This is a genomic window from Sphingomonas melonis DAPP-PG 224 (assembly GCF_000379045.1).
GTDB lineage: Bacteria > Pseudomonadota > Alphaproteobacteria > Sphingomonadales > Sphingomonadaceae > Sphingomonas > Sphingomonas aquatilis.
The window spans coordinates 70623-84261 of the sequence record NZ_KB900605.1; the positions used below are offsets into that span (position 1 = coordinate 70623).

A 13639-nucleotide genomic window follows, 5' to 3' on the forward strand; every position below is an offset into this window, starting at 1 on the left:
GCGAGTCCCCGTTTCGATATCTCGATTCGGAGCCAAGCATACTGGCTGGGAGTATGTATAAGATACTCCTAGCCAGTATGCAAGAGGGATAATGTCTGAGGGTGGTGAAAGCGCCCGACAGGGCGTTACGGCTTCGGAAAAGCGCAGCGCCATGGCTGATGCTGCGTTCCAGAAGGGGGCGGCTTGCCGATCCGGGGGGGTGTTAGATCGACAAGCCGGAAGGGGGTGTGCGTGCGGCAAGCAGTCCGCCCCCAACGGCTCAGAATGCCCCCCGACATGACCGGGGGGCATTCCGGGTTAGATGGTCAGGCCGCCACAGAGCCGTGCGGATCGATGACGTACTTGAACGCCGATCCGTCATCGAACTCCTTGTAGGCCGCCGGCGCGTCCTCCAGCTTGATGATCTTCGTGTTCATCATCGGAGTCAGATAGGGCATCCGATCGTTCAGGATGGCCCGCATGAGGGCGTGGTTGTAATTGGCCGTCGGCGACTGGCCTGCCGACATCCGCGGCGACTTGATCCAGCCACTGGCCCAATCGACTTCCATGCTGCCCTTCTTGTTGTCCCGATTCTTGGAGATCGGATTGGGGCAATATACGCCGACCGTGCTGGTCATCCCGCCGAAGCGGACATATTTCAGCAGGGCGTTGGTGACGGCGTTCTCGACGATCTGGTCGGACTCCGCCCCGAACCCGCGACAGTCGAGGCCCACATAGTCGATGACGCGATCGGCCTCGCGCTTGCCGGTGATCCGCTCCAGATGATCTTCGATCGGAATGCCGTCCGACAGGTTGATGGTCTCGACGCCGTGCGGCTTGAGCAGATCGAGCCGCTCCTGAATGAAGTCGGCGACGATGATGGCGCCGGCACCGAGGAGCTTCGCACAGGCGGCGCCCGCGCGGCCGACAGGCCCCGCGCCGAAGATCAGCACATTCTCGCCGACGATATAGGCCGGTTGCGCCGGCCAGTCGGGAGCGGCGAACCCGTGGAACGCGGTCGGCAACACGTCCGAAAGGAGCGTCAGATCACGGATCTTCGCCATGGCCGCGTCCTTGTCGGGGAAAGCCAGCAGATTGAAGTCTGCATAGGGCACGAACAGGTAATCCCCCTGCCCCCCGGTCCATCCACCCAGGTTAAAGCCATAGGCGCCGCAGTCGACTTCGGGGTTGGTGTGCTCGCACACGTCCGAGCGCATGTGCTTGCAGTTGTAGCAGCGTCCGCAGCCGACGTTAAAGGGAACGGACACGATATCGCCGACCTTGATATATTCGACGTCGGAGCCGACCTCGATCACCTCGCCGGTCATTTCGTGGCCCATCGTCATCCCCTTGGGGACTTCAAACGAACCTCGGTAGATGTGAAGGTCGCTGCCGCAGATGTTCGTGGTGACGATCTTGAGAATGGCGCCGTGGGGAGCTTTTTTGCCCTGTGGAGTAATCAGCTCCGGGAATTTGAAGGTGTTGACCTTCATTTCCATCGGTTTCTCGAAGGTTACGATCCGGTTGCCTGTAGCCATCAGATATCTCCTGCGTTTTTTCACGCCCCCCCAAGTATTGACGAGAGTAGGACTTGACACGGATCAACATGCCGCACCGAATTAATTCAGCGCAGCATAGTAGTGTCGTTGCCAGTCTCATCATTACCGTCTTGGCAGAATGGCGGCGCTTCTCCTTCGGAGCAAACTCGAAGATTCTATCCCAAGATCGGAAATTCCTATGACCAAGCTACAGGAGAATGACTGCCGCAATGCAACAAGATGATATATCATATTCCATTGCAGCAAGCATAATGTTTCTGGAAGACAAGGCGCAGTTGAAGTCTATCAGGGTGACGCCCTATGCGCCCGTTCTCTGGACTTGAGTTGTGTTGGCGCAATGGTGCCGGTCTCTCTATCATCCTCTGACAGAAAGGAGTTCTTATGAAACGCGCTATTGTAACAGGAGGATCGGGGCTAATCGGTCAGGCTATATGTTCCGCCTTATTGGATGAAGGTTGGGAGGTGGCATCCTTCGATTTGAAGGAAGGAGCGATCGGTCAACAGATCCATTGCGATCTTGCCAGCGAAGAGTCCGTAGCCGAGGCTTTTCGTGCCCTTGGCTGGGATCGACTGGACTTGCTCGTCAACAATGGTGGGCTTGTTTACGACACATTCATGCAGCTCGGTGACACCTCGCTCGACCAGTGGAACAGCACCATTGGCAGCCATCTGACCGGGGCCTTTCTGATGTCGCGAGCGGCATTGCCCCTGCTCACCGATGGCAGTTCGATTGTCATGATGGCTTCCACCCGCGCGTTGATGTCCCAAGGCATCGACTTTGCCTATGCCGCTGCGAAAGGTGGCATGGTGGCACTCGCGCAGGCGCTGGCGGTGCAACTTGGCGCCAAAATCCGGGTCAATACAATCGCACCTGGTTGGATCACCAATGACACGAATCTGCGCGCCGAGGACGAGGCGCAGCATCCGGTTGGCCGGGTCGGTCGCCCCCAGGACATTGCCGAGGCCGTGCTATATCTGGCGTCCGCCGGCTTTGTTACCGGGCAAACGCTTGTGGTCGACGGCGGGATGACCAAGAAAATGATCTACGTCGAATAGTGGGTCGCGCGACCGTTCATGCTGCGATAGCACGGCATGAACGGTCAGCCCCCTTCGGGTTGGAACTGGCGGTACAGGTCCAGAGCGGCCTCTATCGAGGCCATTGTCTCGGGTGCGCGGACTATTTCGAACAGCGCGGCTGTGGGTGTCGATTTCACCCCATTTCTGGGCATGGCCAATCCAACAGCGGCATCTGCGCCCTCACCTGCGACTTCAACCGCCCGAATGTCGGAAATCCGAGCAAAATAGGTTGCGAGAGATTGCGGAAGGACGGTGGCATATCGCCCACTTGCGATATGGGCAGCGAGAACATCGACATTGTTGGTCCTGATCGACTTTGCGGCACGGTGCCCGAGTCTAGAACGCGCGGCTTTGGGTAGCGCGCAGTCCAAGATGCACAAAGGCAGCTCGGCGACATGATCCCATGAAACCTGTCGCGGGAGCGGGTCGCCGGATGCCTGGAAAACGACGATCCGCTCCCGGTAGAGAAGGTGCGTGTCAAAGTCCTCCTCAGATATGTCTTCGAGATAGACCAGCGCCATGTCCATTTCATGCGTCAGCAAGGCTTTGGTCAGCGACGAGGTTTGCGCTGTGCAAATGCACTGTTCGAGGAGCGGCATCCTTTCAGCGAGGGCAAGGCTGAGGATCGATGCCATGATCGACGTGGCCGACAGCACGCCCAGGCGAATTTGACCTTCCAGCCCACGTTTCTGGGCCGAAAGGTCGCGCTCCAGCCCCTCGCAGTTGCTCTCGATCTTCTTCGCCCAGGCCAGCACAGTCTCACCTTCCGATGTGAGTCCGTCATAACGCCGGCCATGCCGCACGATCTCCACACCCAAGTCCTGTTCGAGCTGCTTGATGCCGGCGGAAAGCGTGGGCTGCGACACGTTGCAGCTCTTGGCTGCCCTACCGAAATGGCCTTCCTGATCGAGCGCAATCAGATATCCGAAATTCTTGACGATCATAACGTGTTCTCATCCAGTTGCGATTTTCCAGTGGAACCACAAATTGCAGTCCCGCAATCAAGTTATGATGCCGGTGGCACGCGAAGCTGAATGAAAATACCAAAGCATGGAACTGGAAAAATGTAGATACGCCGCTTAGGGCGATCTATGAAAATACCAACCCATAAGTCGTACCACGCGAAAATTGGGCGCACCGTCATTATATTGCCGATCGGTAAAAAATTGTTCTTATAAATCTATATACAGGTACTGCGGTTTCTAAGACCTACTTAAGATAGGTTCGCAATATCCGCATTATACCCTCCATGTCGTCGTCGAATGGGCTGGCTCCATTTTCCCCATGCGCGCCGTTGGCGGGGCCGAAGGTCTCACGGAGATGGCCTTCCATCACTTCTGCCATCAACCCGTTGGTGGCGCCCCGCATCGCCACAATCTGTTGGAGCAAAGGGGCGCAATCCGTTCCGGCCTCGATCGCGCGTTCAAGCGCTTCCGCCTGCCCCTTGATGCGACGCAGGCGTGTTATGGCCCGCTTCTTCTCTTCTGGTGAATGTGGCATCGCGCTTTCCTGACTGTTGATATGCACATACTATACAGGGGGGGAGTTTCAACCCTATCCTGTGCCTTGCGCCGCGCTGACACCTCAAATTTCGGCCGAAGCGAGCCTGAACCTTCCCCTACGCCTCCAGAAACATCGAACGCCAGACCTGGGTTCCTACCCCCTTGATGCTGGTGGGGAGTATGATATATTGCCGGCCCGATCGGATCGCTGCACCAAAGGAAATGGCGCGCGTCCGGCCCCCAAGCCCTGTGTTCGAATCGCAAAGCCTCTGCAGAGGACAATCGGACGAACATCGGCGGGACAAAACAGGGAGGAATGTTGGTGATTGAGAATCTCGATCCGGTAATCCTGGCCCGGGCGCAATTCGCGTTCACGGTCTCATTCCACTTCATCTTCCCGGCCTTCTCCATCGGCACGGCAAGCTATCTCATGGTGCTTGAAGGGTTGTGGTTGAAGACCGGCAGCGGTGTGTATGCGAACCTCTATCGCTACTGGCTCAAGATCTTCGCCGTCGCGTTCGGCATGGGTGTGGTCTCGGGCGTGGTGATGTCCTACCAGTTCGGGACGAACTGGTCGGTATTTTCGGCCAAGGCCGGTCCGGTCATCGGCCCGCTCATGGCCTATGAGGTTCTGACCGCGTTCTTCCTTGAAGCCGGTTTCCTTGGCGTGATGCTGTTCGGCATCAACAAGGTAGGCAGGGGCCCGCATTTTTTCGCGACCTGCATGGTCGCCGTCGGGACGCTCATCTCGGCGACCTGGATCATTTCCGTGAATAGCTGGATGCAGACGCCGGCAGGCTATGCGATCAATGCCAAGGGCCAGTTCGTGCCCGCAGGTTCGTGGCTTCCGATCATCTTCAACGCGAGCTTTCCCTATCGCCTCGTCCATACCGTCATCGGCGCCTACCTGACCACGGCAATGGTCGTCGGGGCCGTAGGAGCATGGCACCTTCTGCGCGACCGCGCGAATCCCGGCGCGCGCAAGATGTTCTCCATGGCGATGTGGATGGCGGCGCTTGTGGCGCCGATCCAGATTCTCGCGGGCGATCAGCACGGCCTCAACACGCTTGAGCATCAGCCGACAAAAGTTCTCGCGATGGAAGGTCATTATGAGGCCAGCCCCGAGGGCGCTTCGCTCATCCTTTTCGGCCTCCCGAGCAACAAGGATGCGGTGGTCCACGGCAAGATCGAAATCCCCTATCTGGGATCGCTGATCCTCAAGCACGATCCCAAAGCGCCCCTCCCCGGCCTCAACGACTTCCCGCGCGATCGCTGGCCGCCCACGCCGATCGTCTTCTGGTCGTTTCGGATCATGGTGGCGATGGGCCTCGCCATGCTTGGGTTGGGCCTCTGGAGCCTGCTCGCCCGCTGGCGCGGCAAGCTCTATGACTGGCGCTGGCTGCACCGCGCCGCTCTCGCGCTTGGTCCGTCAGGCTTTGTCGCGGTCATAGCAGGATGGGTGACGACGGAAGTAGGCCGACAGCCCTTCACCGTATACGGCCTGCTGCGAACCGCGGAGTCCCACTCCCCCCTGGCCGCTCCGGCTGTCGCGGCGTCCCTCGTCGCTTTCATCCTCGTCTATTTCGGCGCGTTCGGGGCCGGCACCTATTATTTGCTCCGGATGATGGCAAAGCCGCCCGCAGCCGGTGAACCGGAACCGTCCAAGGTGCCGCAACGCGCGGCGGGCATCACGCCGGCAAGCGGCGTCGTGGCATCAACCGGACGGGAGGCATGAACGTGGAGCACCTCGATCTCACCATAATCTGGGCCGGTATCATCGGCTTTGCTGTCTTCGCCTATGTCGTGATGGACGGGTTCGATCTGGGGATCGGCATCCTCTTTCCGAACCTTTCGGTCGGAGGAGAGCGCGATCAGGCAATGAACTCGATCGCGCCGGTCTGGGATGGCAATGAAACATGGCTCGTGCTGGGCGGAGGCGGTCTCTTCGCGGCCTTTCCTCTTGCCTACGCCATCATCCTTCCCGCGACCTACCCGCTCATCATCGCGATGTTGCTCGGTCTCGTGTTTCGCGGGGTCGCATTCGAGTTTCGCTGGCGAGATCCGCGCCATCGTCCCTTCTGGGATGTCGCCTTCAGCTTTGGGTCCGTTCTCGCGGCGTTCTCGCAGGGGATCACGCTGGGCGCGATCCTGCAAGGCGTGCGGGTCGAGGCCGATGCCTATGCAGGGGGATGGCTGGATTGGTTGAGCGCGTTCAGCCTCTTGACCGGCGCGGCAGTCGTGATCGGATATGCGCTTCTAGGCGCGGCCTGGCTGGTCTGGAAAACCGAAGGGCCGGGCCAGGAACGCGCCCGTCGACTGGCATTTTGGCTCGGCGGGGCGACGCTACTCGCGCTTTTCGCCGTCAGTGCGGCGACGCCGTTCCTGACCTATGACTATTGGCGACGCTGGTTTGCGATGCCCGGCGTGCTTCTCACCGCGCAGGTTCCTCTGCTGGTGGCGATCTGCGCTGCAACCTTCTTCTGGAGCCTGAAGCGCGGCGCGGAGCGCCTGCCCTTCATTATGGCGCTTGGCCTGTTCTTTCTCGGTTTCGTTGGGCTGGGGATCAGTATCTACCCCTATGTTGTTCCCCGCGCCGTCACGATCTGGGATGCAGCCGCTCCCCCGCAAAGCCAGCTCTTCATGCTGGCGGGTGCGGCCGTCATCATTCCGATCATTCTCGGCTATACCGCGTGGGCCTATTGGGTGTTCCGCGGTAAGGTCGGCACGCATGGGTATCATTGATGGACGAGCCTAAACCTCTCGGTCGACGGCTCGCCTGGATGGTCTTAATCTGGGCGGCCAGCGTTTTGGCGCTGGGGGCTGTCGCGCAGGTCATTCGCTTCATCCTCAAACCCTGACGGCAGCTCGTTTCGACGAGCTGCCGATGGAAATGCTGGCAAACAGGCGAAGGACATTCCACGGAATATGATCGTTCGATCGCAACCGAGCTTCCAAGATATCATTTTCACCGTGCATGGCTCGATCCTGCCGCGCATCGCACGGAGGCTGGCGGCGATCGCGGTCGTCAGTGTGATCGCCATCCTGGCCGCCCAAGCCCATCCCGGCATTTTCGCGCGGATTTCGACGATCCCTTTCACCCTGATCGGTATCGCGCTCTCGATCTTCATGAGCTTCCGCAACAATGCCTGCTATGCGCGATGGTGGGAGGGGCGGCAGCTTTGGGGCGAGCTAATTATCTCGGCCCGTTCGTTCGCGCGCGAGACATCGCTTCTCCCTGACGAGGATCGGCGCGCGTTGCTCCATAGCATATGTGGCTTTGCCTGCGGCCTCACCGCACGCCTTCGCGGCGAGGATGAAATCGCCGCCATTGCGCCGTGGGTCGATATCGGCCCGGCGACAAAGAGCCCGAACGTCACGAACCTCGTGCTCGATCGTATGGGGCGCAGGCTGCTCGAGCTAAAGCAGACTGGCGTCATTACGCCGATTCACTATGCCGTCGTGGCAGAAGACATGCGATCCTTCGGCAAGGTTCAGGGCGCTTGTGAGCGGATATCCACGACGCCCGTGCCGTTCGCCTATTCTCTGCTGCTCCATCGCACCGCACTTATCTTTTGCGTGATGCTTCCCTTCGCGCTCGCAGGATCACTCGACTGGTGGACGCTCCTGCCGGTGCTCCTCACCGCCTATACCTTTTTCGGCCTCGATGCGCTGGGTCACGAGCTGGAAGACCCGTTCGGCGTCGAGCCAAACTGTCTGCCGCTGTATGCGATGAAGCGGACAATCGAGCGGGATATGTTGTCGCTGCTTGGCGAAGAGGATCTACCCCCGCCACTGGAACCCCATAAATCTGTCCTGAGCTAAATTTGCACACTCCTTGATACTGGTAGGGAGTACCCTATATTCGGGTGCTGTGCTGGATAGTCGCGTGCTTGGCCCATGCGCCCCCGACTATCTGACCCCCAAGGTCAAAATCGAGGAGCTTGTGGCGATGGCAAATGGATGGGCACCCGATAGTGCGGTGCAGGACCAGATTGATGCAACGATCATGGACGCGGTTTTCGCCGCCCGATCGCGTCTGCCTTCCGGCGAGGGTAGCACCGACTGCGAGGTGTGCGGCGACGAAATCCCGGCGAAACGCCGCACGGCCATACCCGGCGTAAGAACCTGTGTCGCCTGTCAAAGCGAACGCGATAAGCGCCCGACCTTCACCGGCATCAATCGCCGGGGCAGCAAGGACAGCCAGTTGCGCTAATTGCGCTAGGGGGCGGCCAACCACGTTATTCGAGCGCCGCTTTAGGGAGCACCTCAAGGTTTGTGACACGGACAGCGGTAAGCTGAACAGGTAGCGAACAGGGCGGCTCAGGCCACCTTGGCTCCGGGTCCGCCGGCGATGTTGAGTGCGCGGTAGCCGTCTTGATCGAGCTCGGCAGCGGCGTTTTGCCAGAGGTAATCGCCGGTCAGGCTGATGTGTCGCCAGCCTAGCGGGGCTACATGGGCGAGCAGCTCGTCGGGCGCGGGCTCGCCGCTGGCGCGCAGATGCTCGACGGCGCGGCCCATGTAAAGCGTGTTCCAGTACACGATCGCGGCGGTGACCAGCGTCAGCCCGGACGCTTTCAGCGCCTGGTTCTCGAACTGCGGATCGCGCAGGCGGCCCTGTTTGTGGACGAACACGGCTTGGGCGAGCGTGTGACGCGCCTCGCCCTTGTTGAGCCCAGCCTGACACTGCTGGCGGAGCGCCCTGGATTCTAGCCAGTCGAGCGTGAACAGGGTGCGCTCGATCCGGCCCAGCTCCTGGAGCGCGAAGTCGAGCCGGTTCTGGCGACGGTACGCGGCCAGCTTCTTCAGCATGACCGACGGTAGCACCACGCCGGCCTTCACGGACGCGGCGAGCCGGACGATCTCGTCCCAGCTTTCGCGGATGGCAGCGATGTTGAACGGGCGCCCGATCAGCTTCGCGAGCGCCTCGGGGCGGGCCGTGCCCGGGAACAGGCCGAGCCGGCGATCGGCTAGATCGCGCAGGCGGGGCACGAACCGGAAGCCGAGTAGGTGCGCGAGCGCGAACACGTGGTCGGACGCGCCGCCCGTATCGGCATAGTGGGTCGCGGGTTCGATGCCGCAGCCGTGCGCGACCAGCCCGTCCAGCACATAGGGCGCCTCCGCCGCGGTCGCCGAGATCAGCCGGACATGGTAGGGCGCGTAGGTATCGGCGACATGGGCGTAGATCTTCTGCCCCGGCTCCCGGTCGTAGCGCGCGTTGGTGCTGCCGGCCGCGCCCCGCCTGCCCGAGCGGAAGAACTGCCCGTCCGAGCTCGACGCGGTGCCGTCGCCCCACACGCGCGTGAGCGGCAGCGCGGCTTGCGCGTCCACCAGATGGCGCAGCCCTGCCGCGTAATTCTCTTCCGATACGTACCAGCCATGCGTCCAGGCGAGCTGGGCGTAGGTGACGCCCTGGCTGGCGTTGGCCATGCGCTCGATGCCGAGGTTCGTCGCGTCTGCCAGGATCGCGGCGAGCACGGCCTGCGGGTTGGAGTGGGCGCGGCCCGAGCGCAGTTCCGGAAATGCGCACAGGAACCCGGTGCGGGCTTCCACCTCGGCGAGCAGCTCGGTGATGCGCACGCGGGGCATGAGCCGGTCGACGGCCGCGTCCAGCCTGTCGGCCGCAGCGGGCGTTACGGCCGCGAGCGGGCTGACCCTGAGGTTACCGCCCCGCAGCTCCACGCCGTCGAGCGTGCCGCGCTTCAGCGAGCCTGCGAACCGGCGCAACCGCCAGTCGAGCAGCCTGGCGCGCCCCTCCAAGTAGCGGCCGACGTCGGTGTCGAACGGCAGCGTGAGCGCGATCTCGGCCGCTTTGCCGGGCGGGAGCATATAGCTGTCGAAGCGCAGGTGTTCGCGCGTACCCTCCACCCACAGGTCGCCCGATTGGAGCCGCTCGCGCACGGTCGCGACCGTGGCGGTTTCGTAGCGACGGCGGTCGATGACGCCGCCCTCGGTGATCGCCGCCTTCCATTTTCTGGAAAACGGCATGGGCGCATCGGCCGGTACGTCTCGCCGCCCGGTCGCGTTCAGCGCGCGCACGACCTTGATCGCGCCGAGCACGCCGTCGCGCGAGCCTGCCGCCTTGAACCGGAACGCGTCAAAAAACGCGGGCGCGTAGCGCCGCATCGTCATGTAGCGCCCCGCCGCGCGGATCAGCGGCTCGTCGCGAGTCAGGTCGGCGATCGCGGTCGCCTCGCTCTCGGCGTCCAGAAGCCTCGTCCAGCCCACCCCGTCGTCGAGCGCCGCCCAGACGTCCAACCCGTCCTCGCGCGCGACCCGGAGTGCGCCGACCGTGGCGCCCAGCAGCCGCATGAGCCGGTTCACGTCGCGTGTGGTCGCCTCGATGCCGCGCTTCTGCGCGGCCCTGGCCCTGGCGAACAGGAGGCCGGTCTGCTTGCCGAACATCTCGATCGCGGCGTCCGCGAGCCGCGCTTCCAGGTCGATGACGGCTGCGGCGAGTGTCGCGCGCCTTCTGCGGAGCGAGTAGTCGGACAGGAGGAACGCGGGCGCGACGTGGCCTTCGCGCACGAGCTGCTCGAAGCGGTGCTCGTGGATGCGGCCGGCCATGCCCGGGTCGAGCCCGAGCCGGCGCACGTGCGCGAGCCGGGCGAGAATGCCGGCGAGATTGCGCGCGGTCGGGCTGTCCGACGTGTCGCGCAGCCACGCGAGCGGCGTCGTGCTGCGATCCTGGTCCACGATCAGCAACGCATCCAGCCCCGTCACCTGCTCCGGAGCAAGCGCATCGACCAGCGTGTCGGCCGCGAGGCGGCGCGCCATGGCGCGCCCCGCCACCCCGATCCGCTCGATACGGGCGGGCGCGGGCAGAACGATCCGGGCAGCACGCAAATGGCCCAGCACTGCCGCGGCGATCGGCTTGCCCCGTTCGGTCGCTTCCGCCGCGCGGGTGGCTGCGCCGAGCGCGCCGGGGACGTCGGCCGCCTCGAACGCGCGCAGGCGCAAACGCTCCATCGCCTCCCAGGCGTGTTCGAGCCGGGTCTGGGCGCGATGCGCGTAGCCCTCGAACGCTGTGGGCGCGATGTCGAGTTGCGCGGCCAGGTGCCGGATCAGAAAATCGGGGACGACATCGTCGTGGCGTATGCCGAAGCCGGGATGACGCAGCAGGGCGAGGTGCAGCGCGAAGCCGAGCCGGTTGGCGTCGCCGCGCTTCGCTTCGATCAGTGGCCGGTCCTCATCGGCAACCGTGTAATGCTTGGCGAGCGAGGCATGGTCGAGGGGCACGCCGAACAACGCGCGGCGTTCGTCGCCCGTTAACAGATCGCGTCTGGCCATCGATCACCCCCTGTCCGGGAGCGTATAGTTTATGGCCGACACGTGCGAGGTGTCGCGTAACTCTCAAGTTTCGCGACAGCGGCCCTGACCGGTCACGCCACGAGGGCGGACGCTGTCGCAAATGTCTGTTGCTAATCAGCCGTGTTCCAATGCACATCTGCGACATGCTCCTCGGCTATGCGCGCGTATCTACCGACGATCAGGATCTCACGCTTCAAAAGACGGCACTGAAGGCGGCCGGATGCCGGCGGACATTCGAGGAGAAGGTGTCCGGCGCCAAGCGCGCCCGACCGGAACTCGACCGGATGCTGGAGCAGCTGCGCGACGACGACGTGGTTGTGGTCACCCGGCTCGATCGCCTAGCGCGTTCGACGCGCGACCTGCTCGACATCGCCGAGAAGCTGAACGAGGCGGGAGCGGGGCTGCGCTCGCTCGCCGAGCCCTGGGCCGACACGACCACGCCTGCGGGACGCATGGTGCTCACCGTGTTCGCCGGCATCGCGGAGTTCGAGCGCGAGCTGATCCACCAGCGTACCAGTTCCGGCCGCGCGGCAGCCATGGCGCGCGGCGTGAAGTTCGGGCGTAAGCCCAAGCTCACTCCGGACCAGATCGCGCTCGGACAGCGTCTCGTCGGCGAAGGCACATCGGTGCGCGAAGCGGCGAAGCTGCTGAAGTGTCATCATGCCACGCTCTATCGGGCGCTCAACCATCCGGCGCAGATGCCCGTACATCGCTCGACACGTTGATTGAGGAGTAGGATTTCGCCATGATCTTCGCGCTTCTACTAGCGGCAAGTTCGCCGAATTCCGCGCTGGAGGCGGAGCGGGCCTACTCGGAAGCTGTACTTGCCAGTGGCCGTCAGGCAGCGGCACGCAGTTTCGGTCCACAAAGCGACCCCTGGCCAATACAACATGCGCCCGAAACCGCGCGCTCTCCATCTGTGGCCAGCATGTTGCAAGCAGCCGAGAGTAGCCGAAGGTGGTGGCTCACAATGATGAGTGTCGAGAGCCATGCCGAGCGCAGACCCGAACTTGTCTTTCCGTCCTGTGATCCGAGCGGGTCGGCAGTTGTTATCGGCGGGCTGTACGATGGCGGAAATCGAGTTGGATCATATAAGACGCTTTGGCGGAACAGTGCTGAGGGGTGGCGCTGGGAAATCGACGACTATCGTCGGGATGGATCGAAGGCATTAGCGGCAGAAAGTTTACAAGCGATCGAACCTGAGTGCTCGGCAAAACTCACCAATGAACAGCTCCAAATCCAAGCCGTTAGCGATGCGAAAGAGATCGCGTCTGTTTTGCGACAGGAGCAGGCCGGCAAACAGGTCGACTGGTTGGCTGTTCCAAGACGAAGCGTGGCCGAAGACGTTATCTTTGTCGGCAACGATGGCCGACGCATCCGCAGGCTCCCCGCCAAGCTGCCCATTCGGCGCATAGCGGGTGCGTTATCGTCCGGAAGCAGTTACGATGAAACGCTACGGTGGAGTAGCCGCGTCCTGGACGGGTCTGCACAAGCCCATAGCTTTCAGATCACCCAGTGGCGCGGTCCCAAGAATGGATGGCAGATCGTCTACTACGAGCTCCGCGGGTGAAACATCACGAGAGGTGATCCGGTAACTTCCAACTCGTCCAACCTCACAAACCCACGAAACTTAATATACTTTGCGGCAACGCTCAGGCTTTTGTTGACCATTTGTTCCGACTGCCGCTGTCCATATGACAAACCTTGAGGTGCCCCCAATCCGCTGCACCGCGACCAGCGATTTGCCCTCACGGACCCCTACCAATAGCGCGGGTTTGAAGACTGTCAGCGGTTTGCGGCCGAACGGGCAACGCGGATGGAAGCGCAGGTCGTTCGTAACCGGCAGCAGGAAGCGGCCGGCGAGATAGCGTTCCGCCAGTGTACCTTCAACGGGGCGCGCCTCGTCCCATAGACGGGCGACGTTTGCCGAACGCGTAGCCGGGGTCGGTGCGGGATCTGGCGCGCGGTAATGGCCGGTCAGGACGATGCGATCGAGTTCGCGCAGCACGTCGACCGCATCGCACCCGGCAAAGCAGGTCACGAGGATGCCCTTGTCGCCTTGGCGCAGCGACAGGCTTGGCGTAGTATCCGCATGCGCCGGGCAACGGCACATCGCGATATTGCCATGCCATGTGCCGCGAAGCGCGCCGACAAGGTCGACCAGGCGTTGTTCCGGCCGATGTGCGGTGATCGGCATGATACTTCTCCTATGCC

General features: G+C 62.3%; 12 protein-coding genes and 1 pseudogene. 8 read left to right on the forward strand and 5 right to left on the reverse strand.

The window, feature by feature from the left end:
* Positions 1-305: 305 nt before the first annotated feature.
* Positions 306-1517, reverse strand: a complete 1212-nt coding sequence (locus SPHME3_RS0100390) for a glutathione-independent formaldehyde dehydrogenase (RefSeq protein ID WP_020486678.1) — start codon at positions 1515-1517, stop codon at positions 306-308.
* Between the two features lie 402 nt (positions 1518-1919).
* Here SPHME3_RS0100390 and SPHME3_RS0100395 point away from each other — a divergent pair, with 402 nt between their 5' ends.
* Positions 1920-2594, forward strand: coding sequence for an SDR family NAD(P)-dependent oxidoreductase (locus SPHME3_RS0100395; RefSeq protein WP_024310570.1), 675 nt, complete (start codon positions 1920-1922; stop codon positions 2592-2594).
* 44 nt (positions 2595-2638) lie between these two features.
* On the opposite strand, the gene SPHME3_RS0100400 is transcribed toward SPHME3_RS0100395, so the two are convergent.
* Complete coding sequence (locus tag SPHME3_RS0100400) at positions 2639-3559, reverse strand: LysR family transcriptional regulator (RefSeq protein ID WP_017980837.1); 921 nt, start codon at positions 3557-3559, stop codon at positions 2639-2641.
* A 265-nt stretch (positions 3560-3824) separates the two neighbouring features.
* Entirely contained in the window at positions 3825-4115 is a 291-nt protein-coding gene (locus SPHME3_RS0100405) for a metal/formaldehyde-sensitive transcriptional repressor (protein ID WP_017980836.1), read from the reverse strand.
* 324 nt (positions 4116-4439) lie between these two features.
* On the opposite strand from SPHME3_RS0100405, the gene SPHME3_RS0100410 reads away from it, so the two are divergent.
* The 5 genes from SPHME3_RS0100410 (at position 4440) to SPHME3_RS0100430 (ending at position 8330) form a co-directional block, all read left to right on the forward strand.
* On the forward strand, positions 4440-5852 hold the full coding sequence (locus tag SPHME3_RS0100410) for a cytochrome ubiquinol oxidase subunit I (RefSeq protein ID WP_169863546.1): 1413 nt from the start codon (positions 4440-4442) through the stop codon (positions 5850-5852).
* Positions 5849-6859 (forward strand): cytochrome d ubiquinol oxidase subunit II, encoded by a 1011-nt coding sequence (cydB, locus tag SPHME3_RS0100415; protein ID WP_017980834.1) that lies wholly within the window; start codon positions 5849-5851, stop codon positions 6857-6859. The genes SPHME3_RS0100410 and cydB overlap by 4 nt, the downstream gene beginning before the upstream one ends.
* Complete coding sequence (locus tag SPHME3_RS20550; RefSeq protein WP_017980833.1) at positions 6859-6975, forward strand: DUF2474 domain-containing protein; 117 nt, start codon at positions 6859-6861, stop codon at positions 6973-6975. The genes cydB and SPHME3_RS20550 overlap by 1 nt, the downstream gene beginning before the upstream one ends.
* Before the next feature lie 67 nt (positions 6976-7042).
* On the forward strand, positions 7043-7939 hold the full coding sequence (locus tag SPHME3_RS0100425) for a bestrophin family protein (RefSeq protein WP_017980832.1): 897 nt from the start codon (positions 7043-7045) through the stop codon (positions 7937-7939).
* Between the two features lie 127 nt (positions 7940-8066).
* Positions 8067-8330: a DksA/TraR family C4-type zinc finger protein gene (locus tag SPHME3_RS0100430; RefSeq protein WP_024310576.1), complete on the forward strand. Its 264-nt coding sequence runs from the start codon at positions 8067-8069 to the stop codon at positions 8328-8330.
* 107 nt (positions 8331-8437) lie between these two features.
* Here the strand turns inward: SPHME3_RS0100430 and SPHME3_RS0100435 are convergent, their stop codons facing one another.
* Complete coding sequence (locus SPHME3_RS0100435) at positions 8438-11404, reverse strand: Tn3 family transposase (protein ID WP_018250482.1); 2967 nt, start codon at positions 11402-11404, stop codon at positions 8438-8440.
* Positions 11405-11568: 164 nt separating this feature from the next.
* Between SPHME3_RS0100435 and SPHME3_RS0100440 the strand changes: the two genes are divergently transcribed.
* Positions 11569-12150, forward strand: a complete 582-nt coding sequence (locus tag SPHME3_RS0100440; protein WP_007406331.1) for a recombinase family protein — start codon at positions 11569-11571, stop codon at positions 12148-12150.
* Between the two features lie 20 nt (positions 12151-12170).
* Positions 12171-12995 (forward strand): hypothetical protein, encoded by an 825-nt coding sequence (locus SPHME3_RS20925; RefSeq protein WP_126014483.1) that lies wholly within the window; start codon positions 12171-12173, stop codon positions 12993-12995.
* Between the two features lie 147 nt (positions 12996-13142).
* Here the strand turns inward: SPHME3_RS20925 and SPHME3_RS19925 are convergent.
* A pseudogene (locus SPHME3_RS19925) lies at positions 13143-13622 on the reverse strand (DUF7146 domain-containing protein); the annotation flags it as partial.
* Between the last annotated feature and the right edge of the window lie 17 nt (positions 13623-13639).